At 61.9% G+C, this 22,548-nt stretch carries 18 protein-coding genes; 11 read left to right on the top strand and 7 right to left on the bottom strand.

What is annotated here, in order from left to right:
* Positions 1–81: 81 nt before the first annotated feature.
* From AB4O23_RS25575 to pcaC, 9 genes are all read left to right on the top strand, one after another.
* Positions 82–939, top strand: coding sequence for a CoA transferase subunit A (locus AB4O23_RS25575; RefSeq protein WP_460061175.1), 858 nt, complete (start codon positions 82–84; stop codon positions 937–939).
* Positions 939–1,718 carry a CoA-transferase subunit beta gene (locus tag AB4O23_RS25570; protein ID WP_017530462.1) on the top strand — a complete coding sequence of 260 codons (780 nt, stop codon included), beginning with the start codon at positions 939–941 and terminating at the stop codon, positions 1,716–1,718. Before AB4O23_RS25575 ends, AB4O23_RS25570 begins: the two co-directional genes overlap by 1 nt.
* On the top strand, positions 1,715–2,917 hold the full coding sequence (gene pcaF, locus AB4O23_RS25565; RefSeq protein ID WP_460064045.1) for a 3-oxoadipyl-CoA thiolase: 1,203 nt from the start codon (positions 1,715–1,717) through the stop codon (positions 2,915–2,917). Before AB4O23_RS25570 ends, pcaF begins: the two co-directional genes overlap by 4 nt.
* Before the next feature lie 17 nt (positions 2,918–2,934).
* Positions 2,935–3,639 (top strand): protocatechuate 3,4-dioxygenase subunit beta, encoded by a 705-nt coding sequence (pcaH, locus tag AB4O23_RS25560; protein ID WP_460061173.1) that lies wholly within the window; start codon positions 2,935–2,937, stop codon positions 3,637–3,639.
* 1 nt (position 3,640) lies between these two features.
* Positions 3,641–4,207 carry a protocatechuate 3,4-dioxygenase subunit alpha gene (gene pcaG, locus AB4O23_RS25555; RefSeq protein WP_017530465.1) on the top strand — a complete coding sequence of 189 codons (567 nt, stop codon included), beginning with the start codon at positions 3,641–3,643 and terminating at the stop codon, positions 4,205–4,207.
* Between the two features lie 138 nt (positions 4,208–4,345).
* Positions 4,346–5,641, top strand: coding sequence for an MFS family transporter (locus AB4O23_RS25550; protein ID WP_460061171.1), 1,296 nt, complete (start codon positions 4,346–4,348; stop codon positions 5,639–5,641).
* 10 nt (positions 5,642–5,651) lie between these two features.
* Positions 5,652–7,016, top strand: a complete 1,365-nt coding sequence (locus AB4O23_RS25545; RefSeq protein ID WP_017530467.1) for a 3-carboxy-cis,cis-muconate cycloisomerase — start codon at positions 5,652–5,654, stop codon at positions 7,014–7,016.
* Positions 7,017–7,026: 10 nt separating this feature from the next.
* Positions 7,027–7,818, top strand: a complete 792-nt coding sequence (pcaD, locus tag AB4O23_RS25540; RefSeq protein WP_017530468.1) for a 3-oxoadipate enol-lactonase — start codon at positions 7,027–7,029, stop codon at positions 7,816–7,818.
* A gap of 10 nt (positions 7,819–7,828) precedes the next feature.
* On the top strand, positions 7,829–8,224 hold the full coding sequence (gene pcaC / locus AB4O23_RS25535; RefSeq protein ID WP_003172401.1) for a 4-carboxymuconolactone decarboxylase: 396 nt from the start codon (positions 7,829–7,831) through the stop codon (positions 8,222–8,224).
* 132 nt (positions 8,225–8,356) lie between these two features.
* On the opposite strand, the gene AB4O23_RS25530 is transcribed toward pcaC, so the two are convergent.
* The 7 genes from AB4O23_RS25530 to AB4O23_RS25500 form a co-directional block, all read right to left on the bottom strand.
* Positions 8,357–9,256: a polysaccharide deacetylase family protein gene (locus tag AB4O23_RS25530; RefSeq protein WP_017530469.1), complete on the bottom strand. Its 900-nt coding sequence runs from the start codon at positions 9,254–9,256 to the stop codon at positions 8,357–8,359.
* Positions 9,257–9,340: 84 nt separating this feature from the next.
* Positions 9,341–10,591, bottom strand: a complete 1,251-nt coding sequence (locus AB4O23_RS25525) for an OprD family porin (RefSeq protein ID WP_068934121.1) — start codon at positions 10,589–10,591, stop codon at positions 9,341–9,343.
* 141 nt (positions 10,592–10,732) lie between these two features.
* The gene (locus AB4O23_RS25520; RefSeq protein WP_068934119.1) at positions 10,733–12,346 is read right to left on the bottom strand and encodes a J domain-containing protein; all 1,614 of its coding nucleotides are present in this window, start codon (positions 12,344–12,346) and stop codon (positions 10,733–10,735) included.
* A gap of 11 nt (positions 12,347–12,357) precedes the next feature.
* Positions 12,358–14,055 (bottom strand): molecular chaperone HscC, encoded by a 1,698-nt coding sequence (locus tag AB4O23_RS25515; protein ID WP_460061165.1) that lies wholly within the window; start codon positions 14,053–14,055, stop codon positions 12,358–12,360.
* 271 nt (positions 14,056–14,326) lie between these two features.
* Positions 14,327–15,784 carry an AdeC/AdeK/OprM family multidrug efflux complex outer membrane factor gene (gene adeC / locus AB4O23_RS25510; protein ID WP_017530473.1) on the bottom strand — a complete coding sequence of 486 codons (1,458 nt, stop codon included), beginning with the start codon at positions 15,782–15,784 and terminating at the stop codon, positions 14,327–14,329.
* Positions 15,781–18,942, bottom strand: a complete 3,162-nt coding sequence (locus tag AB4O23_RS25505; protein ID WP_017530474.1) for an efflux RND transporter permease subunit — start codon at positions 18,940–18,942, stop codon at positions 15,781–15,783. The genes adeC and AB4O23_RS25505 overlap by 4 nt, the downstream gene beginning before the upstream one ends.
* 3 nt (positions 18,943–18,945) lie before the next feature.
* Positions 18,946–20,088, bottom strand: a complete 1,143-nt coding sequence (locus AB4O23_RS25500) for an efflux RND transporter periplasmic adaptor subunit (RefSeq protein WP_017530475.1) — start codon at positions 20,086–20,088, stop codon at positions 18,946–18,948.
* 286 nt (positions 20,089–20,374) lie between these two features.
* Between AB4O23_RS25500 and AB4O23_RS25495 the strand changes: the two genes are divergently transcribed.
* Together AB4O23_RS25495 and AB4O23_RS25490 are read left to right on the top strand one after the other, a co-directional pair.
* The gene (locus tag AB4O23_RS25495; protein WP_017530476.1) at positions 20,375–21,007 is read left to right on the top strand and encodes a TetR family transcriptional regulator; all 633 of its coding nucleotides are present in this window, start codon (positions 20,375–20,377) and stop codon (positions 21,005–21,007) included.
* Between the two features lie 487 nt (positions 21,008–21,494).
* A complete protein-coding gene (locus tag AB4O23_RS25490; protein WP_068931592.1) occupies positions 21,495–22,427 on the top strand; it encodes an IS110 family transposase in 933 nt (310 codons plus the stop codon).
* The last annotated feature ends 121 nt before the right edge of the window (positions 22,428–22,548 follow it).

Genomic DNA, 22,548 nt, shown 5'->3' with positions numbered 1-22,548 from the left:
GGCCTAAGGGGCCGGCTTAATCTTCAAGCTGTTCGGCGCCACCTCAGCGCCTTTTTCGATCAACACCGGGAGCCCAACCCCATGGCTGAAATTCTCACCCTGCGTGATGCGGTCAAGCGCTTCGTGAACGACGGCGATACCGTCGCCCTCGAAGGTTTTACCCATCTGATCCCTACTGCCGCAGGCCACGAAATCATTCGTCAGCGCAAGAAAGACCTGACGTTGGTGCGTATGACGCCTGACTTGATCTACGACCAGTTGATTGGCGCCGGTTGTGCACGCAAGTTGATTTTTTCCTGGGGCGGCAACCCCGGCGTGGGGTCCCTGCACCGGCTGCGTGACGCGGTTGAAAAGCAATGGCCGCTGCCGCTGGAGATCGAAGAACACAGCCATGCCGACCTGGCCAACGCCTACGTCGCCGGCGCGTCCGGCCTGCCGTTCGCGGTGCTGCGGGCCTACGCCGGTTCCGACCTGCCCAAGGTCAACCCGCTGATCAAAAGCGTGACCTGCCCATTTACCGGCGAAGTGCTGGCAGCGGTGCCGTCGGTGCGTCCGGACATTACCGTGATCCACGCCCAGAAAGCCGACCGCAAAGGCAACGTGCTGCTCTGGGGCATCCTCGGCGTGCAGAAAGAAGCGGCCCTGGCGGCCAAGCGTTGCATCGTCACCGTGGAAGAGATCGTCGACGACCTCAACGCACCGATGAACAGTTGTGTGTTGCCGACTTGGGCCCTGACTGCGGTGTGCCACGTACCGGGGGGCGCGCATCCGTCCTATGCCCATGGCTACAACGAGCGCGATAACCGCTTCTACCAAGCGTGGGACCCGATCGCCCGTGACCGTGAGACCTTTACCGCATGGATTGACGAATACATCCACGGCACTGCCGACTTCAGTGAATTCCAGGCCAAACTGGCCACCGCGCAGGAGGCCAACTAATGGCTTACTCGACCAATGAAATGATGACCGTCGCCGCCGCGCGCCGCCTGAAGAACGGTTCGGTGTGCTTCGTGGGTATCGGCTTGCCGTCGAAAGCGGCCAACCTGGCGCGCCTGACGTCGTCGCCCGATGTGGTGCTGATCTACGAGTCCGGCCCGATTGGCGCCAAGCCTTCGGTACTGCCGCTGTCCATCGGTGACGGCGAGCTGGCGGAAACCGCCGACACCGTGGTGCCGACCGGTGAGATTTTTCGCTACTGGCTGCAGGGCGGGCGCATTGACGTGGGGTTTCTCGGCGCGGCCCAGGTTGATCGTTTCGGCAACATCAACACCACCGTGGTCGGTGACTATCACCGGCCCAAAGTGCGCCTGCCGGGTGCCGGTGGCGCGCCCGAGATCGCCGGCTCGGCCAAGAGCGTACTGATCATACTCAAGCAGTCTTCGCGTTCGTTTGTCGACAAGCTGGATTTCATTACCTCCGTAGGCCACGGCGAAGGCGGCGATTCACGCAAGCGCCTGGGCCTGCCGGGAGCCGGTCCTGTCGGGATTATTACCGACCTGTGCATCATGGAGCCGGAGGAGGGCACCCATGAGTTTGTGGTCACCGCGCTGCACCCGGGCGTGACCCGCGAACAAGTCGTGGCGGCCACCGGTTGGGCGATTCGGTTTGCCGACCAGGTTGATACCACCGCCGAACCCACCGAGCTAGAACTCACGGCCCTGCGTGACCTCGAAGCGCGCACCGCCGCCGCCCATGGCCAAGCGCCAGGAGAAGCCTGATGCGCGACGTATTTATCTGTGATGCCATCCGCACCCCCATCGGCCGTTTCGGCGGGGGGCTGGCCACGGTGCGTGCCGACGACCTGGCCGCCCTGCCGATCAAGACGCTGATGGAGCGCAACCCGTCGGTGGATTGGACGGCGGTGGACGAGGTATTCCTCGGCTGCGCCAACCAGGCCGGCGAAGACAACCGCAACGTCGCCCGCATGGCGCTGTTGCTCGCGGGCCTGCCGGAGAGTATTCCGGGCGTGACCCTCAATCGTTTGTGCGCCTCGGGCATGGACGCCATCGGTACTGCCTTCCGTGCCATCGCCAGCGGCGAGATGGAGCTGGCGATTGCCGGCGGCGTCGAGTCGATGTCCCGTGCGCCGTTCGTGATGGGCAAGGCCGACGCGGCGTTCTCGCGCACCATGAAGCTGGAGGACACCACCATCGGCTGGCGCTTTATCAACCCGTTGATGAAAGCCCAGTACGGCGTAGATGCGATGCCGCAGACCGCCGATAACGTGGCCGACGATTACAACGTGTCGCGCGCCGACCAGGACGCTTTCGCCCTGCGTAGCCAGCAACGTACCGCTGCCGCGCAGGCCGCCGGCTACTTTGCCGAAGAAATCGTGCCGGTGCGGGTTGCGCATAAAAAAGGCGAAACCGTGGTGGAGCGCGATGAGCATCCGCGTGACACCACCCTCGACGCCCTGGCCAAACTCAAGCCGGTCAACGGCCCGGACAAGACCGTCACCGCCGGCAACGCGTCGGGTGTCAATGATGGCGCCGCCGCGCTGATTCTGGCCTCGGCCGAAGCGGTCAAAAAACATGGCCTTACCGCCCGCGCCAGGGTATTGGGCATGGCCAGCGCCGGTGTCGCGCCGCGCGTGATGGGCATTGGCCCGGTGCCGGCAGTGCGCAAGTTGGTCGAGCGCCTGGGCCTGGCCGTCACCGATTTTGACGTGATCGAGCTCAACGAAGCCTTCGCCAGCCAAGGCCTGGCGGTGCTGCGTGAGCTGGGCATCGCCGACGACGCGCCGCAGGTCAACCCGAACGGTGGCGCCATCGCCCTTGGCCACCCGTTGGGCATGAGCGGAGCGCGGCTGGTACTGACGGCCCTGCATCAGTTGGAAAAAACCGGCGGCCGCAAAGGCCTGGCGACCATGTGTGTGGGCGTCGGCCAAGGCCTGGCCCTGGCGATTGAACGCGTCTAATAAGAGAGGATTGCTCCATGAGTGACAAGCCCGGTTACCGGCGCCCGCAAGCGGGCACCCAACCTGATTACCTGCACCCGGCCTACCAGTCGACGAACCTGCGTTCGCCGTCTCAGCCCTTGGTGTTTTTGCCCCATTCCCTGTCGGAAATCACCGGCCCGACCATCGGCGCCGAGCGGATCAATGCGCAGGACAACGACCTTACCGCCCAGCATGAAGGCGAGCCTCAGGGCGAGCGCATCATCATCCACGGCCGGGTGCTGGATGAAAACGGCCTGCCGGTGCCGGGCATTCTGGTGGAGATCTGGCAGGCCAACGCCGCCGGACGCTACAACCATAAACGCGACTTGCATAACGCGCCGCTGGACCCGAACTTCACCGGCACCGGGCGCACTGTCACCGACGCCGACGGCTTGTATCAGTTCCAGACCATCAAGCCCGGCGCCTACCCGTGGGGCAACCACCACAACGCGTGGCGCCCGGCGCACATCCACTTTTCACTGTTCGGCCCCAGCGTGCTGACGCGCCTGGTGACGCAGATGTATTTCCCCGGCGACCCGTTGCTGGAATACGACCCGATCTACAACTGTGTGCCTGATACCAGCGCCAAGGAACGCCTGATCGCGCGTTTCGACCTGGAGAAAACCATTCCTTCCTATGCCCTCGGCTACCGCTGGGACATCGTCCTGCGCGGCCGCGACGCCACGCCGATGGAGAAATGAGATGAGTCTTTACGCAACCACGTCCCATACCGTAGGGCCGTATTACCACATCGGCCTGACCTGGCTGAACCGCGAAGACCTGACCAGCGCCGCCACCCTCGGTGAGCGCGTGGCGATCAGTGGGCAAGTGGTGGACGGCAACGGTGATGCGGTCAACGACGCCATGCTCGAAGTCTGGCAGGCCAATGCCGCCGGCAAATACGACCACCCCGAGGACGAGCAGGACAAAGCCGTCGACCCGAACTTCGAAGGCTTTGGCCGCGTGCCGGTGGACGCCGAAGGGCGCTTCCGGTTTACCACGATCAAGCCGGGCAGCGTGCCGGGCCTTCAAGGCACGACCCAGGCGCCGCATTTGGTGGTGCTGGTGTTTGCGCGTGGCTTGGTCAAGCACCTGCTCACGCGGATTTACTTCGACGGGGAAGCGTTGAATGGCGATGACCCGTTGCTGGCCTGTGTGCCGGCAGAGCGGCGGGGCACCTTGATTGCCCAGCCGGATGGGGCGGGGGTATATCAGTGGAATGTGATCCTGCAGGGGACCGATAAGGAAACGGTGTTCTTCGATTATTGAGTCGCTTGTCAGGCCGCTATCGGGGGCAAGCCCCCGATAGGGCCGCTTCAGAAGACACCTACCCAAATGTCTGCTTGCGGAACATGGTTGTTGCAAAGTATGTCTAGGCTATAACCGTTCCCACTGAGTGAAAACGCCATGACCACAGAAACCAGTCATTACACCGGAGAAGAACGCAGCAAACGGATCTTTGCGATTGTTGGTGCGTCCTCCGGTAACTTGGTCGAATGGTTCGACTTCTACGTCTATGCCTTCTGCGCCATCTACTTTGCCCCGGCGTTTTTTCCGTCGGACAACCCCACCGTCCAGTTGGTCAACACCGCCGGTGTATTCGCCGCCGGGTTCCTTATGCGCCCCATCGGCGGCTGGCTGTTTGGTCGCGTAGCCGATAAACACGGGCGCAAAAACTCGATGATGATTTCGGTGCTGATGATGTGCGCCGGCTCGTTGGTCATCGCGTTTTTGCCCACCTACAACGACATTGGCGTGTGGGCGCCGATCCTGCTGCTGGTAGCGCGCCTGTTCCAGGGCTTGTCCGTGGGCGGCGAGTACGGCACCACCGCCACGTATATGAGTGAAGTCGCGCTCAAGGGCCAGCGCGGGTTCTTTGCGTCCTTCCAATATGTGACGCTGATCGGCGGCCAGTTGCTGGCCGTGCTGGTGGTGGTGATCCTGCAGCAGATCCTCACCGAGCAAGAGCTGCGTGCCTGGGGCTGGCGCGTTCCGTTTGTGATCGGCGCGATTGCGGCGGTTATCTCACTGTTGCTGCGGCGTACCCTGAAAGAAACCACCAGCAAGGAAATGCGCGAAGACAAGGACGCCGGCAGCGTCGCTGCGCTGTTTCGCGACCACAAGGCGGCGTTTATCACGGTGCTGGGCTACACCGCCGGTGGTTCGCTGATTTTCTACACCTTTACCACGTACATGCAGAAGTACCTGGTGAACACCGTGGGCATGCACGCCAAGACCTCCAGCTACATCATGACCGGCGCATTGTTCCTCTATATGTGCATGCAGCCGGTATTCGGCATGCTGGCGGACAAGATCGGCCGACGTAATTCGATGTTGTGGTTCGCAGGCCTGGGGACGTTGTTCACCGTGCCGATCCTGCTGACCCTCAAAACCGTGAGCAGCCCGTTCCTGGCGTTCGCGCTGATCACCTTGGCGCTGGCCATCGTCAGCTTCTACACCTCGATCAGCGGCCTGGTGAAAGCGGAAATGTTTCCTCCCCAGGTCCGTGCCCTCGGCGTCGACCTGGCGTATGCGGTGGCCAACGCGATCTTTGGCGGTTCGGCGGAGTTCGTCGCCCTGGGGTTGAAATCCATGGGCATGGAAAACACCTTTTACTGGTACGTCACTGCGATGATGGCCGTGGCCTTCCTGTTCAGTTTGCGCTTGCCCAAGCAGGCGGCGTACCTGCACCACGATTTGTAAGGGATACGTTATGACGCTGCGCACGAGCAACCAATTGTTCGACGCTTACTTCACGGCCGACAGCATGGCCGAAGTGTTCTGCGACCAGGGCCGCTTGCAGGGCATGCTGGATGTCGAGGCCGGCCTGGCTCGCGCACAGGCCCAGGTCGGGTTGATCCCCCAGGCCGCCGTGGCGCCGATTGCCCAGGCGTGCCTGGCGTCGCTGTATGACGTCGATGCCTTGGGCGCGGCGATTGCCACGGCGGGGAATTCGGCGATTCCGTTGGTCAAGGCGTTGGGCAAATTGATTGCCGCTGAAGACGCCGGCGCCGAGCGTTATGTGCATCTGGGCGCGACCAGCCAGGACGTGATGGACACCGGCCTGGTGCTGCAACTGCGCCGCGCCGTGGAACTGATCGAAACCGACCTGGCTCGGCTGGGCGCGGTTCTCGCTGACCAGGCGCAGCGTTACGCCGATGTGCCATTGGCCGGGCGTACCTGGTTGCAGCATGCAACGCCGGTGACCCTGGGCATGAAAATCGCCGGTTGGCTGGGGGCGGTCAGCCGCAACCGGCAACGTCTTGTCGAGTTGAAGCCGCGCTTGCTGGTGCTGCAGTTCGGCGGCGCGTCCGGCACCTTGGCCGCGCTCGGCGACCAAGCCCTGCCGGTGGCCGAAGCGTTGGCGGCGCAATTGCAACTGACCTTGCCCGAACAACCTTGGCACACCCAGCGTGATCGCCTGGTGGAGTTCGCCGGCGTGCTGGGCTTGATCGCCGGTAGCCTCGGCAAGCTGGGCAGGGATATCAGCCTGTTGATGCAAACCGAAGCGGCGGAAGTGTTTGAACCGTCGGCGCCGGGCAAAGGCGGCTCCTCGACCATGCCCCACAAGCGCAACCCGGTGGGCGCCGCCGTGCTGATCAGCGCGGCTACCTGCGTGCCGGGGTTGGTCTCGACGATGCTCAGCGCCATGCCCCAGGAGCACGAACGCAGCCTGGGCCTGTGGCACGCCGAATGGGAAACCTTGCCGCAGATTTGCCGGCTGGTATCCGGCGCCCTGCAACAGGCGCTGCTGATAAGCGAAGGGTTGGAAGTCGACCCCGAGCGCATGCGGCAGAACCTTGACCTGACCCAAGGCCTGGTATTGGCCGAAGCGGTGAGCATCGTGCTGGCCCAACGCCTGGGCCGCGAAACCGCGCACCATTTGCTTGAGCAGTGCTGCAAACGTGCCGTCGCAGAGGGTCGCCACCTGCGCGCGGTGCTGGCGGATGAACCGCAGGTCACCGCCCAGCTGTCAGCCGCCGAGCTGGACCGCCTGCTCGACCCGGCCCACTACCTGGGCCAGGCGCGCACCTGGGTCACTCGCGCAGTAACCGAACACTTTCAATTGACTGCCTGAGGAGGCCACTGTGGCCTATGTACAACTCGCCGACGGCGAACTGCATTACCAACTCGACGGGCCCGTCGACGCACCGGTGTTGGTGCTCTCCAACTCCCTGGGCACCGACCTGCATATGTGGGATATCCAGATCCCGGCCTTTACCGAGCATTTTCGCGTGTTGCGGTTCGACACCCGTGGCCATGGCAAATCCCTGGTCACCGAAGGGCCCTACAGCATCGAGCAGTTGGGGCGCGACGTGCTTGCTTTGTTGGATGCACTGGGCATTCAACGCGCGCATTTTTGCGGGTTGTCGATGGGCGGCTTGATCGGCCAATGGCTGGGGATCAACGCCGGCGAGCGCTTGGAGCGCCTGGTGGTGTGTAACACCGCCGCCAAAATCGGCACGCCGGACATCTGGAACCCACGCATCGAAATGGTACTGCGCGACGGCGCGGCGGCCATGGTTGCGCTGCGTGATGCGTCCATCGCGCGCTGGTTCACCGCCGATTTTGCCGCGGCCAACCCGCACCAGGCCAAGCAGATCACCGACATGCTGGCGGCCACGTCGCCGCCAGGCTATGCGGCCAATTGCGCCGCCGTGCGGGATGCCGATTTCCGTGAGCAACTGGCGGCAATCCAGGCGCCGACCCTGGTGATTGCCGGCACTGAAGACGCCGTTACACCGCCGGCCGGTGGCCACTTTATCCAGAGCCATGTGCGGGGCGCGGAGTATGCCGAGTTCTATGCGGCGCATCTGTCCAATGTCCAGGCCGGTGCTGCGTTCAGCGACCGGGTGATTGAATTTCTGCTGGCCCGCTAAGGAGCATTTTGTGGACGAGAAACAACGTTATGCCGAAGGCCTGCAGGTGCGCCGCGAAGTGTTGGGCGATGCCCACGTCGACCGCAGCCTCAATGCCCTGACCGAGTTCAACAGCGAGTTCCAGGAAATGATCACCCGCCACGCCTGGGGTGATATCTGGACCCGCCCGGGCCTGCCGCGGCACACCCGCAGCCTGATCACCATCGCCATGTTGATCGGCATGAACCGCGCCGAAGAACTCAAGCTGCACCTGCGCGCCGCCGCCAGCAATGGCGTGACCCGGGCCGAGATCAAGGAGGTGCTGATGCAGAGCGCGATCTACTGCGGGATCCCGGCGGCGAATGCCACTTTCCATCTGGCGGAGTCGGTGTGGGATGAGCTTGGCGTGGAGTCCCGCCAGGACTGAAATACGGTAGAAAAAGTGGGAGGGGGCTTGCTCCCGATAGCGGTGTGTCAGTCGATATATGTACTGACTGATACTCCGCTATCGGGAGCAAGCCCCCTCCCACATGTGTGTTCTTCACAAGGACTGTAGATTTCAGTGGGAATCGCCATCCCACACCCAGTTCCATACCCCCGGCAGATGCACTGGCTCGCTCACATCCTTCACCGTCCGCGCCAGCGCCGCGCGTTCCAGGGCGCCATGGTCGGTGTAGAACGGCTCGGCAGCCGTCTTCATGCCATTGACGCGGGCGCTGTCCATCAGGATTTGCAGGTATTCCTGCATATGCCGTGCGGTGTAGCGGTTGATGTCGTGGAAGGTCACCACCACCGGTATCACGCCGTCCACCGTCGGCAATTCACCCAGGGCAATGCGCTCGCGCACCACCGACAGTTGCCGATACAGGTTGGCGCGGCGACGCGGGCTGGCGTTGAAGCCCCAGATCTTGCCGTCGTTGGCGCTCAGGTCGGTCAGCAACACCTGCATGCCGTGGCGCTGATAGGCGGCGAAGGTGCGGCGGTCATAGTTCCAGAAGGGCGGGCGCACCAGCACCGGCGGCGCGCCGGTGATGGCGGCAATGTCTGCGGCGCCCTGGGTGAGGGTGCTTTCCAGCTCGGCGTTGTTCAGCCAGCGGTGGTTGGTATGAAACGCGGTAGCCGTGTGGAACGCCAGGACATGGCCGCCGGCGTACTCCCGTTCCATGGTCTTGCGGCCCCGTGAACTGCCGCCGGAACGGGTTGCTTCGGTCTGCAGGAAGAACACGGCCTTGATACCCGGCAATACCGGGTTGTCGGCCAGGTCGGCCACCACCGAACGGCTCGGGTTGTTGTAGCCCGACGCACTGGGGCCGTCATCGAAGGTCAGCAAAAACCGGATCGGCGCCTGGGCTTGCAGGCGTTGCGCGGTCTGTGGCGTCAAGGCGATGGGCGCGCCAATGCAGCCACTGAGGCTCATGGCCAGGGCAAGCACGGCGGATGCGATGGCAAAGGATTTCATGGTGGGCGCAGGCTCGAATAAGAGGCCGCTGCTGTGTGGATCAGCAGCGGCAGGCGCGCACGATACAGTAAGTGCCGCGCGGGTTTACAGCAGACTTATCGGGTAACTGACGATCAACCGGTTTTCATCGAACTCGTTGTTGCTGTAGTCGCGGCGCATGCTGGAATTGCGCAGACGTACCGTCAGGTTCTTCAGGCTGCCGCTTTGCACGGTGTAGCCCAATTCACTCTCACGCCCCCACTCCTTGCCGTCGGTGACAGTGGCGGTGTGTACGTTGCTGCCGCTGATGTAGCGGTTCATCAGCGTCAGGCCCGGCACGCCGAGGGCGGCGAAGTTGTAATCGTGGCGCACTTGCCAGGATTTTTCCTGGGCGTTGTCGTAGCTGGCGTTGTAGCTGTCGTTGGCCAGGGTGCCACCGCTGGTGCCGTTGACGCGCATCCAGGCACTGTCGCCGGTGAGTTTTTGCAGGCCCACATAGAAGGTGTTACCGCCGTATTTGGCCGAGAGCAGACCGGACCAGGTCTTGTTGTCCAGCTTGCCGGCGCGGGCGCTGCCGTCGTCCTCGCCATAGAAGAAGCCGAGGTTGGCGCCCAGGGTCCAGGCACCGAGGGGCTGGCTGTGGATCAGGTTGATGAACTGCTGGCGGTAGATGTCCTTGAGCTGGGCATTCCACAGGCCAACCTGGGTGCGTTTGTCGTTGAACGTGTATTCGCCGCCCTGGAAGTTGAAACGGTCGGAGGTGAATGCGGTTTTACCGGTCATCGACAGGTCGTTCATGCTGCTGTCGTCACGCGGGCTGTTGGCGCGGAACTGGCCACCATAGAGGGTCAGGCCGTCGATTTCCTTTGACGTGATCTGCCCGCCGCGCAAGGTCTGCGGCAACGAGCGCCCATCGTCCGCGCGCAGTATCGGCAGCACCGGCATCCATTCGCCGACCTTCACTTCGGTCTTTGACATGCGCGCTTTGAACGCTACGCCAAGACGGCCGAACTCATCCGCCGGGCGGCCGTCATGGTCCAGCGGCAGCAGCTGGGTGCCACCCGTGCCGCGACCGCCATCGAGCTTGAGCGAGTACAGGCCCAACACGTCCACGCCAAAACCTACTGTGCCCTGGGTAAAGCCGGACTTGGCGTCGAGGATGAAACTCTGGGTCCACTCCTGTGCGCCGCCCTGGCTCTTGGTGGGGTTGGTGAAGTTACGGTTGATGAAGAAGTTGCGCAGGTTGAGGTTGGCGCTGGCGTCTTCGAGAAAACCCTGTTCTTGGGCGAAGACAGGCAAGGCAACACTGGCGACAGCGGTGGCCAGCAACAGCTGGCGAGGGCGGAACGTGCTCATGGCGGTGGACCTGTTGTTATTGGGGTTATGCAGGTGGCGGCCATGGTGCGTGGCGGTGCGGGGGCGGTTCAATTGGGGGAGGGCGGGTTGTGGGCGATGATCGAACGCAAGTTGCCGGGCGCTGAGGCCCGGCCGTGGCGGTCAGGATTTGGGCGGGGTGAGGTGGGTCCAGGGGATCGCCGGCAAGTAATGCTGGGCGGCGATGATCAGCGCCACCATCACCGCCACGAACACCGCTTGCAGCGGGCTCCAGAATGCCCAGTGCAGGCCGTTCAGCCAGGGGTAACCTTCGCTGAGTTTCTGGCTCATCTGGCCGATGCGTTTCGTGTGCAGCAGGTTGATCAGCAGCGCGCCGGCATAGGTCACGGCGCCGAGTACGCCGAGCATCAAGGCACAGGCGATCAGCATGATCGCCTGGGGAACGCCGTGACGAATCACCAGCCAATAGTCGTTGGGGTTGAGTCGTTTGGGAATCAGGTACTGGCTCAGCCAGACGTCCGGCACCCGATACACCGAGCTCATGACCGCCCAGAACTGAGTGACGCGGAAGGCCACAAGGGCCGGCACGAATGACATCAGCATGAACAGAACCACCGACATCAGGTCCAGCTTGCCCGGGGTGTCGTGGGCAATGTTCAGGCCGATGGCGAGGGCGAGGATTGCCCACAGTCGGATAAACACCTGGGTGTAGATCGGCCGCGGCACGAACTTGCGCCAGAAAAACACATCGGCCTGAGGCAAGCGTTCAACCAGTTGCGGGTAGCGCCAGGTCAGGGTCTGGGCCAGGTGCTGGCAGGCATTCCACTCGTTCTCGCCAAACCCATCGATCATGTTGTTTTGCTGAGTGGCCGTCATGGGCGTCAGCAGCAAGCGTGCGGCCATGGCGTCGGCAGAGGTGCGTCGCGTGTCCTGGGCCTTGTCCTGCAAGTGGGCGTAGAAGCTTTCCTGTTCGCAGCGCCCCACCAGTTCGCGCCACATCCACGCCGGCTCCGGGTACACGCCTTTCTGGTCGTCCCAGGCGAAGGCCTGGCACACGCGCTCGAACAGCGGCACGCTCCACTGGGTATCGTGGAGCAGTTGCAAAATGATGCGTTGCCATTGTTGTTGCAGGTCGAACACCCGCAGCCACGCTTGGTTGTTGTAGTGAGTGAGCTGGCTGATGAACTCGCGCTCGGCCTTTTGCTCCAGCAATTCCTGCAAGGTGCGGCGGTAGTCTTGCAACAGCTCGCCGGTCAGCGCTTCGTGCTGCCAGGGGGTCATGGCGATCTGTTGCCACGGCGTCAGCCAGTCCAGGTGTTGCACCGCCCACTGGGCGATGGCGCTGCGCTCGCCGGGCGTATCGAAGCAATGGCGCAGCAGGCCGGCCTGGAAGGCCTCGGTGCAGTGCTGTTGCTGGGCCTGGGCCCAGCGCGCGTCGAGGTTGTGTGTGGTGAGGCCGCTGAGCAGGGCGTGGGCCGGGTCCGGCGCCGGGGCTTCGTAGGGGGCCGGTTGCAGGGGCCGGATGTCCATCAGCTCGGCCAAATCGTTGAGGTTGGCATAGGTCGGTTCGACCACCGGCACTTCGACGCGTTCGTGTGGCTCGCGGTCAGCTCGCCAGCGTGCCTCGCTCAAGGCTTGCTCGTAGGCTTCGCGCAGGCGCTGGAAGCCTGCGGCGTCGTCGTCCGGGCGGCAGCTTTTGAGCAGCCGCGCATAGCTGCGCTTGATGGTGCGCTCGTCGGCATCTTCGGGCAGTTGCAGTACGTTCCAACACTCCATCGGGTCCTCCCTCAGCGCCAGAAACCGTTGTCCAACTGCTCGAGTTGACGGGTCAGTTCGCTACGGGCCTCGCGGATGCGGCGTTCGTCCTGGGTATCGAGCACTTGCTGGAACTGCGCCGCCCAGTGGCCGAGTTGCTCGCGCAGTTCGCCGAGGTTTTCCTGATAGAGCCGCTCAAGGCGCGCGGTAAGCACGGTGTTGACCTGCTGGTCGCGCGGGTGAACCTTCAACTGCGCCAGGGCTTGCAGGCGTTGCTGGATCTCCTGCGGGCTGAGCACGCCAGGGTTGTTCTCGATCACCAATGAGTGTTGCTCGCCGGTCAGCGGGATATTCACCTGGGCTTCCAACAGGCCGTTGTTGTCGTAGGTGAAGCGCACGTCCAGCGCGACCTCACCGGCCTTGCGCTTGGGCACGCTGATGTCCAGTTGGCCCAGTTCGATGTTGTCTTTGACCAGGCGGCTTTCGCCCTGATAGATCTTGAGCAGCACGCGGGTCTGGTCGTCGTACAGGGTGACCACGCTCTTGACCCGGCTCACCGGCACGCTGCTGTTGCGTTCGATCAACGGCAGGTAGTGGCCGCTTTCGATATGGCCGCCGTACTGGTTTGAGGTTTCGATGCCCAGGGTGTAGGGGCACACGTCGGTCAGCACTACTTCTTCCAGGGCAGCGGAACGCGCCTTGAGCGCGGCCTGGATCGCGGCGCCGTGGGCGACCACCTGGTCCGGGTCGAGGCTGATGGAAGGGAAGCGGCCGAACAATCCCGCGGCGAGTTTGCGCACCAGCGGCATGCGCGTGGTGCCGCCTACTAGCAATATTTCATCGAGGTCGCCGACGCGAATCCGCGCATCGCGCAGGGCGCGTTCGATCGGCGCGCGCAGGCGCTCCAGCAGCGGCGTGTAGAGTTTGGCCAGCTCTTGCTGGGTGATGGTCTTGACCCACTGCTGGCCGTCGACACGCAGTGCGAATTCGGCGCTGTCGTCCTGGCCCAGGGCTTTGCGCACGCGCTCGGCCTCCCGGCGCAGGGCGTGCAGCACGCTGCTGGTGGGTGGGAAGTCGGCGGCGTTGCGTTGGCTGTCGACGAAGTGCTCCAGCAGCAGGGTGTCGAAGTCTTCGCCACCGAGGAAGTTGTCGCCGGCGCTGGCGCGTACTTCCATCACGCCGTCGAACAGCTCGATGATCGACACGTCAAAGGTGCCGCCGCCGAGGTCGAAGACCAGGAATGATGTCTCTTTGTCACGCTGGTGCAGGCCGTAGGCCAGGGCGGCGGCGGTGGGCTCGTTGATCAGTTTTTCAACGTTGAGCCCGGCCAGCTCACCGGCGATGCGCGTGGCTTTGCGTTGGCCGTCGCTGAAGTAGGCGGGCACGCTGATCACGGCTTCGGTGACCGTATGGCCGTAGGTGCGCTCGATGTCTTCCTTGAGGCTTTTGAGCACCAATGCCGAGAGTTCTTCGGGGCGGAACGAGCGGTCGCCCAGGCGTACTTCGGTGGCACTGCCCATGTAGCGCTTGAACAGCGAAGTGGTCAGGTGCGGGTGGGTATGCAGGCGCTCTTTGGCGGCCTGGCCGACCAGCACACGGCCTTGATCATCCAGCCCGACTACGCTTGGCGTGAGCAGATGGCCAAGGGCGTTAGGCACCAATTCGGCGGCGTCACCCCGCCAGACAGCGGCGAGACTGTTGGTGGTCCCCAGGTCGATTCCTACGATCATTACGACAAGCTCCCTCTGTGGTCTGTAAGAATCAGTAACTAATTTTACCCTGAAAGGTTGGCGGAAAAGCAAGGCGGCAGGTTTAGGGCGGCTTGATGCAATTCAATGTGGGAGGGGGCTTGCTCCCGCTGGCAGTGGGTCAGCTGCAGATGAGCTGACTGACAGACCGCCATCGGGAGCAAGCCCCCACATTTAATCGATGGTGTAAAAAAATGGCATAAAAAAACCGCCTCCTGGTGAGGAGGCGGTTTTTTTGTTTACAGCAGCACGATCAGAACAACTTCAGCGCCGGTGCTTCTTCTTTCAACGGCTCGTTCTTCGCGGTCTGCTCGTTCCAGCCGCCACCGAGGGCCTTGTACAGGTTGACCTCGGCGGTCAGCTGCGCCAGGCGGTCGGTGATCAGCGATTGCTGGGCACTGAACAGTTGGCGCTGGGCATCAAGGAAGGTCAGGTTGCTGTCGACACCAATGCGGTAGCGGCGCTCGGCCAGGCGGTAGTAATCCTGGTTGGCCGCGACGAAGCCGCGCTGGGCGTCCAGTTGCTGCTTGTAGGTCTCACGCGCGGCGAGGCCGTCGGACACTTCCTGGAAGCCGGTCTGGATGGCCTTCTCGTAGTTGGCCACGTTGATCTCTTTCTGGATCTTCGAGTAGTCCAGGCTGGCGCGCAGGCTACCGGCGTTGAAGATCGGGATGTTGATCTGCGGCGCGAACGACCAGGTACCCGAACCGCCCTTGAACAGGCCGCCCAGTGTCGGGCTGGCGGTACCGGCGCTGGCCGTCAGGCTGATGCTCGGAAAGAACGCGGCACGGGCCGCGCCGATGTTGGCGTTGGCCGCCTTGAGGTTGTACTCGGCCTGCACGATGTCGGGGCGACGTTGCAACAGGTCCGATGGCAACCCGGCCGGTACTTCGCTGAGCAGGTCATCCGACAGCGGCTTGCTGGCGATATTCGCCGGCAGGCCGGTGCCCAGCAGCAGGGTCAGGCTGTTTTCGTCCTGGGCCACCTGGCGGGTATAGCGCGCCAGGGCTACCCGGGCGTTTTCCACCGAGGTGCGCGCCTGGCTGAGGTCGAGGGCCGAAGCCACGCCGACTTCGTTGCTGCGCGAGGTGAGCTTGAAGCTCTGCTCATACGCGCCCAGGGTGTCCTGGGTGAGCTTGAGCAGTTCCTTGTCGGCCTGCCAGGTCAGATAGGCGTTGGCCACGCTGGCCACCAGGCTGATCTGGGTGCTGCGCCGCGCTTCTTCAGTGGCGAAGTATTTTTGCAGTGCTTCTTCACTCAGGCTGCGCACGCGGCCGAACAGGTCCAGCTCATAGGAACTGATCCCCAGGCCCGCCGAGTACTGGCTGGCGATGGTCGCCTGACCGGACTGCGACAGCTTGGCCGGCGTACGCGAACGACTGCCGTTGCCCGTGGCCGAGACGGCCGGGAAAAGGTCGGCGCGCTGGATCTGGTACTGCGCGGCATAGGCGTCGATGTTCAGGGCCGCGACACGCAGGTCGCGGTTGTTCACCAGCGCGGTCTGGATCAGCTGTTGCAGCGCGGGGTCATGGAAAAACTGCTTCCAGCCCTGCTCGGCAGCGGCCTGGTTCGGCGCCTGGGCCGACGAATACGCCGGGCCCTGCGGGAACTGTGCCGCCACCGGCGCGTCGGGGCGCTGGTAGTCAGGTATAAGCGAGCAGCCACTGAGCACGAATGCCGTGACGGCTAAGGAAAGTAGCGACTTGCTCATTGGCCAGCCTCTTTAGGAGTTTGCTTGGGTTCAGTCTGTTTGCGTTCGCCTGCGGCGGACACGGTTGCAAAGAACAATGGCACCCAGAAGATCGCCAGGACCGTGGCCGTGATCATACCGCCGATCACACCGGTACCGATCGCGTGCTGGCTGCCGGAGCCGGCGCCCGAGGAGATCGCCAGCGGCAACACGCCGAGCACGAATGCCATGGAGGTCATGATGATCGGGCGCAGACGCATACGGGATGCTTCGATGGCCGATTCGACAATTCCTTTGCCTTGTTCATGCAGCTCTTTGGCGAACTCGACGATCAGGATGGCGTTTTTCGCCGCCAGGCCCACCGTCACCAACAAGCCGACCTGGAAGAACACGTCGTTGGACAGGCCGCGCAGGCTGGTTGCGATCAACGCACCCACCACACCCAACGGCACTACCAGTACCACTGCGATCGGGATCGACCAGCTTTCGTACAACGCCGCGAGGCAGAGGAACACCACCAGTAGCGACAGGGCGTACAACGCCGGTGCCTGCGAGCCGGACAGCCGTTCTTCGTACGACAGGCCCGTCCAGGCATAGCCTACGCCCGCCGGCAATTGCTTGGCGATGCGTTCGACTTCGGCCATGGCATCACCGGTACTGTAGCCCGGTGCCGGCGTACCGAGGATTTCCATTGCCGCAACACCGTTGTAGCGCGAGAGCTTGGGCGAGCCGTAGATCCACTTGCCCGAAGAAATGGCTGACAGGGGCACCATCTTCCCGGAGTCGCTGCGTACGAACCACTTGTTCAGGTCTTCCGGGGACATCCGGCTGGCGGCGTCGCCCTGCACGTACACCTTCTTCACACGACCACGGTCGATGAAGTCGTTGACGTAGCTGCCACCCAGGGCAATCGCCAGGGTCTGGTTGATGCTCGACAGCGTAATGCCTTGGGCGCTGGCCTTCTCGTCGTCGACGGTGAGTTCGTACTGCGGCTCATCGTTCACGCCGTTGGGGCGCACACCGGCCAGGATCTTGCTCTGGGCGGCCATGCCGAGGAACTGGTTGCGCGCTTGCATCAGCTTTTCGTGGCCGACACCGCCCTGGTCTTGCAGGAACACGTCGAAACCGGTGGCGTTACCCAACTCCAGGACCGAAGGCGGCACGATGGCGAAAACCATGGCGTCCTTGAAGGCCCCGAAGAAGTAACCCTGGGCACGCTTGGCCACTTCGAATACCGACTGCGAAGCATCGCGTTCATCCCATGGCTTGAGCATCACGAACGCGAGGCCCGAGCTTTGGCCACGGCCAGCGAAGTTGAAGCCGTTGACGGTAAAGACCGATTTCACGGCCTTGCCTTCGCCGGGCTCGCCTTCCTTGTCGTTGAGCAGGAAAGCCCGCATGTCGTCGATGACTTTTTGCGTACGTTCAGCGGATGAGCCGACCGGGGTCTGTACCTGGGCGAAGATCACACCCTGGTCTTCCTCGGGCAGGAACGCGCTTGGAATGCGGGTGAACAGCCAGATCATGCCGACGAAGATGATCAGGTACACGAAGAACGCCGGGTACTTGTGCTTGATCATGTTGCCCACGCCGCGCTCGTAGCTGATAACGCCACGGTCGAAGGTGCGGTTGAACCAGCCGAAGAAACCACGCTTGGGTTGGCCGTGCTTCTCGGGGTCGATCGGCTTGAGCATGGTGGCGCACAGGGCCGGGGTGAAGATCAGCGCAACCAGTACCGACAGCGCCATGGCCGAAACGATGGTGATGGAGAACTGTTTGTAGATCACACCGGTGGAACCGCCGAAGAACGCCATCGGCAGCAATACCGCCGACAGTACCAGGGCGATACCCACCAGGGCGCCCTGGATCTGGCCCATGGACTTGACCGTCGCTTCTTTGGGCGACAGATGCTCCTCGGCCATCACCCGCTCAACGTTCTCTACCACCACGATGGCATCGTCCACCAGCAAGCCGATGGCCAGGATCATGCCGAACATGGTCAGGGTGTTGATGGTGAAACCGAACGCCGCCAGGATCCCGAAGGTACCCAGCAATACCACCGGTACGGTCATGGTGGTGATGATGGTGGCGCGGAAGTTCTGCAGGAACAGGAACATCACCAGGAACACCAGCACGATCGCTTCGACCAGGGTGTGCACCACGCCGGAGATCGATTCGGTTACCACTGGCGTGGTGTCATACGGCACCACTGCCTTCATGCCTGGCGGGAAGAACGGCTCCAGGGACGCCACGGTGGCACGGATGGCCTTGGCGGTGTCCAGGGCGTTGGCGCCCGAGGCCAGTTTGATCGCCATGCCCGACGCCGGCTTGCCGTTGAACTGCGCACTGATGCTGTAGTTCTGGCCGCCCAGTTCGATACGCGAGATGTCACGCAGGCGAACCTGCGAGCCGTCGGCGTTGACCTTCATCAGGATCTTGCCGAACTCTTCCGCGGTTTGCAGGCGGGTCTTGCCGATGATGGTTGCGTTCAGCTGGGTACCGGGCAGGGCGGGCAGGCCGCCCAATTGGCCAGTGGCCACTTGCACGTTCTGCGCGGAAATGGCGGTGCTGACGTCGACCGGGGTCAACTGGTAGTTGTTCAGCTTGGCCGGGTCCAGCCAGATACGCATGGCGTACTGCGAACCGAACACCTGGAAGTCACCGACACCCGCGGTACGGGAAATCGGGTCCTGGATGTTGGACACGATGTAGTTGGAGAGGTCGTCCTTGGTCATGCTGCCGTCTTCCGACACCAGACCGATCACCATCAGGAAGTTCTTCACCGACTTGGTCACGCGGATACCCTGCTGCTGCACTTCTTGCGGCAGCAATGGGGTCGCCAGGTTCAGCTTGTTCTGCACCTGAACCTGGGCGATGTCCGGGTTGGTACCCTGGTTGAACGTCGCGGTGATGGTCATGCTGCCGTCGGAGTTACTGTCCGAGGCGACATAACGCAGGTTGTCGATACCGTTGAGCTGTTGCTCGATGACCTGCACCACGGTGTCCTGCACGGTTTGTGCGGACGCGCCTGGGTAGGTCACCTGGATATCAATAGCGGTCGGCGCGATGGCCGGGTACTGGTTGATGGGCAACTTCAGGATCGACAGGGTCCCGACCAGCATGATCACCAGGGCAATTACCCAGGCAAAAATGGGACGGTCGATAAAAAATTTCGACATGGGTTACTCCCCTTTGCCAGCAGCGGCAGCAGGAGCGGAACCGGCGGGCTTGGCGTTGTCAGCGTCCTTGACCTGGACTTCGATGCCCGGCTTGATGAATTGCAGGCCTTCGGTGATCACGCGGTCACCGGCGTTCAGGCCTTTTTCCACCAGCCAGTAAGCGCCGTCAGTGCGGTTGGCCACCAGGGTGCGTTGCTCGACCTTGTTGTCCTTGTTCACCACCAGCGCCGTCGGAATGCCCTTGATGTCGCGGGTCACGCCTTGCTGTGGCGCCAGGATGGCCTTGCTGTTCACACCGGCTTGCAATTGGGCGTGTACGAACATGCCCGGCAACAGGGTGTGGTCAGGGTTGGGGAACACGGCGCGCAGCGTCACGGAACCGGTGGTCTGGTCGACCGACACTTCGGAGAACTCCAGCTTGCCTTCCTGGCCGTAGTCGCTGCCGTCTTCCAGGGTCAGCTTGACCTTGGCGGCATTGGCGCCGGCTTTTTCCAACTGGCCGCTTTCCAGGTCGCGGCGCAGTTTGAGCATTTCAGCCGACGACTGCGTGACGTCGACGTAGATCGGATCCAGTTGCTGGATCACGGCCATCGCATCGGCCTGGCCATTGCTGACCAGTGCGCCTTCGGTCACCGAAGAACGGCCGATACGCCCAGAGATCGGCGCGAACACTTTGGTGTAGCGCACGTTGATCTGGGCCGTTTGAACGTTTGCTTCGGCGGTCATGCGGTTGGCGACGGCGGTGTCGTATTCCTGGCGGCTGACGGCTTGTTCATCGACCAACTGCTTGTAGCGGTCGGTGATGGATTTGGTCTGGGTCAGGGTGGCTTGTGCGCTTTTCAGGGTCGCGTCGTACACCGACGGGTCGATCTGATAGAGCTGCTGGCCTTCCTTCACGTCTGCGCCTTCCTTGAACAGGCGCTTGAGAATGATGCCGTTGACCTGCGGGCGAACTTCCGCGATGCGGTAGGCGGTGGTGCGGCCAGGCAGCTCGGATGTCAGGGTATAGGCTTGCGGTTGAATGGTGACCACGCCGACCTGAGGGGTTTGAGCGGGCGGAGCCGCTTCTTCCTTTTTACATCCGCTGAGCAGCGATGCCAGGGCGACGGCAGTGACCAGAGCGGTAACAGCTGGCTTAAGTTGCATGAAGATCCTCGGGTCAGGCGCGCAGAGTGCGCACAAGCAGTGTGGAAGGGTAAAAAACAAACGGTGAGTAGATAAGTAGCTTGCTACGCAATATACTTACGTTCATGGTTGTTTGTAAACTCTTGACAGGTTTCGCGCTTTGTTGACAAAGCAACGCCCGAAACCTCGATTCCATTACGTTCGGCACCCGTGACGGTGTCGTCCCACAAATATTTTGATGATCGTCCGCGTCTATTAACGTTGCGTTAACGATAGTCTCAAGTGTCTTGATTGAGGTTTTACTGCCATGGTTCGTCGCACCAAAGAGGAAGCTCAGGAAACGCGCAGCCAGATTCTCGATGCCGCCGAGCAAGCCTTCTATGAGCGCGGCGTCGCGCGCACCACGTTGGCCGACATCGCCGCGTTGGCCGGTGTGACGCGGGGCGCCATTTACTGGCACTTCAGCAATAAATCCGATCTGCTGCGGGCGCTGCTCGATACGTTGCATGAACCGCTGGATGAATTGGCCAGGGCCAGTGAAAGCGAGGATGAACTCGACCCACTGGGCTGCATGCGCAAGCTGCTGATTCATCTGTTTCATCAAGTGGCCCTGGACCCGAAAACCCGGCGCATCAACGAGATTTTGTTTCATAAGTGCGAATTCACCGATGAAATGTGCGACATGCGCCGCCAGCGCCAAACCCATAGCCTGGAATGCAACTTGCGCATCGGCCTGACACTGCGTAACGCGGTCCATCGCGGGCAGCTTCCGCAAAACCTCGACACTACCCGGGGCGCTGTTTGCATCCATGCCTACATCAACGGGTTGATTGGCCAGTGGTTGCTGGTGCCCGACAGCTTTCAGTTACATCAGGAAGCCGAACGCTGGGTGGATGCAGGGCTCGACATGCTGCGCCTGAGCCCTAGCCTGCGCAATTGAGACAAAATGCGTAATTGCATCAGGTTGTGTCAACAGTAAAGCCTAAGGACAGTCAATCGTCCTTCTGCCTGATTGGTGGGGTGACTTTATATACGGGCTGGCAGGCGGTTGATAGGTAGTCGCCTAAGTATTTTGTAGCGATATTGTTGCCGCTATGTGAAGCAATGTTTCAAAGGTGAAACATACAGTCAAAAATGTGGGAGGGGGCTTGCTCCCGATGGCAGTGGATCAGTCAACACATACAGTGACTGACCCGCCGCCATCGGGAGCAAGCCCCCTTGTGTCTTGATACGGGATTAAGCTGAGAGTGAGAGGGTGAGTGGCAAGCTGAATGCCCGAAGTGCTTAAAGCACGTGTGGGAGCCCATGCTGCCACTCACTTCTCCGCTCTGGACATGAGCCCGAACAGTTGAACGAGCCCACCTCGAACAGTTACAAGCGTGGATCAAGCCAGAGCGCTCTCACTTTTAGTGTAAGAGGGTTTGGCTATGTTTTCCTATCCAGCAGGCATTGATGTTTCCAAGGACAGCCTTGAAGCTCGAGTTCATCAGGTTGACGTTGGGGTAAATTGCGCTAACGCCGAAGAAGATTTCCCTGGGTTGATTGGGTGGCTATTGCTTCACCAGGTCGGACGCGTGGTGTTGGAGGCTACTGGCGGTTATGAGCGCAAAGTCATGAAGGCGCTTCAGGCTGCGGGCCTTAATGTCATCTGCGTCAATCCCCGTCGGGCCAAGAGTTTTTCCAGGGCGATGGGGCAACACGCTAAAACCGACCCGATAGACGCAAAGTCTCTTGCGCAGTTCGCAGCGGTTCTCGACTCACCAAGCAGCCGAATCACCAGCCCGGAACATGACGAGTTGCGCGCGTTAGTCCAGCAGCGAGAGAACTTTGTTCAGCAGAGGGACGATGACAGAAGGCGCCTGAAAACAGCCTCCTGCGACGTAGTAAAACCGGCGTTGCAGAGCCATATCGACTACTTGAGCAAGGCTGTGAACGCGATAGAGCAGCTGATTCGCGAAACCGCCAACAGGCTAGACCGCGAAAAAGTCGAACGCCTGTGCTCAGTTAAGGGCATCGGGCTCATTACGGCGGCTAGCCTAATGGCATATCTGCCGGAGCTGGGCGAGATTGGCAGGCGTCCGATCACGGCGCTAGCGGGCCTCGCTCCGTATAACAACGACAGTGGGAAACACCAAGGTGCGCGTCACATTAGCGGCGGGAGGTTTTCCGTGCGTCGCTCGCTCTACATGGCCTGCTGGGTTGTCATCCGGGAACAGCCTGAATTCCAGGCCCGCTATAAAGCACTGCGCGACAAAGGCAAACGCGCAAAAGTTGCGCTAATTGCATGCATGCGTGTTTTGTTAGTCAGGCTGAACGCGATGCTGCGTTATAGAGCCGAATGGAAAGAACACGCTGCCTGAATCTGCAGCGATGTGTGGTTGAAGGTCACACGGCTTGAAGCTGTGGGAGCTTGGCTGTCTTAAAAAGCGATGCCAAAGTTAGGGTCATCAAGACAGTTGCTCCCACATTTGGTTTTGCGTC

The organism is Pseudomonas sp. H2_A10, from assembly GCF_054680085.1.
This window is presented reverse-complemented; position numbering and strand designations above follow the sequence as displayed.

Bases quoted from the DNA above. Each gene is read 5' to 3' on its own strand.
- AB4O23_RS25520 (WP_068934119.1), bottom strand. From the start codon at position 12,346: ATGGAGTGTTGGAACGTACTGCAACTGCCCGAAGATGCCGACGAGCGC.
- AB4O23_RS25550 (WP_460061171.1), top strand. From the start codon at position 4,346: ATGACCACAGAAACCAGTCATTACACCGGAGAAGAACGCAGCAAACGG.
- AB4O23_RS25575 (WP_460061175.1), top strand. From the start codon at position 82: ATGGCTGAAATTCTCACCCTGCGTGATGCGGTCAAGCGCTTCGTGAAC.
- pcaH (WP_460061173.1), top strand. From the start codon at position 2,935: ATGAGTGACAAGCCCGGTTACCGGCGCCCGCAAGCGGGCACCCAACCT.
- AB4O23_RS25545 (WP_017530467.1), top strand. From the start codon at position 5,652: ATGACGCTGCGCACGAGCAACCAATTGTTCGACGCTTACTTCACGGCC.
- AB4O23_RS25515 (WP_460061165.1), bottom strand. From the start codon at position 14,055: ATGATCGTAGGAATCGACCTGGGGACCACCAACAGTCTCGCCGCTGTC.
- AB4O23_RS25495 (WP_017530476.1), top strand. From the start codon at position 20,375: ATGGTTCGTCGCACCAAAGAGGAAGCTCAGGAAACGCGCAGCCAGATT.
- adeC (WP_017530473.1), bottom strand. From the start codon at position 15,784: ATGAGCAAGTCGCTACTTTCCTTAGCCGTCACGGCATTCGTGCTCAGT.
- AB4O23_RS25570 (WP_017530462.1), top strand. From the start codon at position 939: ATGGCTTACTCGACCAATGAAATGATGACCGTCGCCGCCGCGCGCCGC.
- AB4O23_RS25490 (WP_068931592.1), top strand. From the start codon at position 21,495: ATGTTTTCCTATCCAGCAGGCATTGATGTTTCCAAGGACAGCCTTGAA.
- AB4O23_RS25500 (WP_017530475.1), bottom strand. From the start codon at position 20,088: ATGCAACTTAAGCCAGCTGTTACCGCTCTGGTCACTGCCGTCGCCCTG.
- AB4O23_RS25525 (WP_068934121.1), bottom strand. From the start codon at position 10,591: ATGAGCACGTTCCGCCCTCGCCAGCTGTTGCTGGCCACCGCTGTCGCC.
- pcaG (WP_017530465.1), top strand. From the start codon at position 3,641: ATGAGTCTTTACGCAACCACGTCCCATACCGTAGGGCCGTATTACCAC.
- AB4O23_RS25530 (WP_017530469.1), bottom strand. From the start codon at position 9,256: ATGAAATCCTTTGCCATCGCATCCGCCGTGCTTGCCCTGGCCATGAGC.
- AB4O23_RS25505 (WP_017530474.1), bottom strand. From the start codon at position 18,942: ATGTCGAAATTTTTTATCGACCGTCCCATTTTTGCCTGGGTAATTGCC.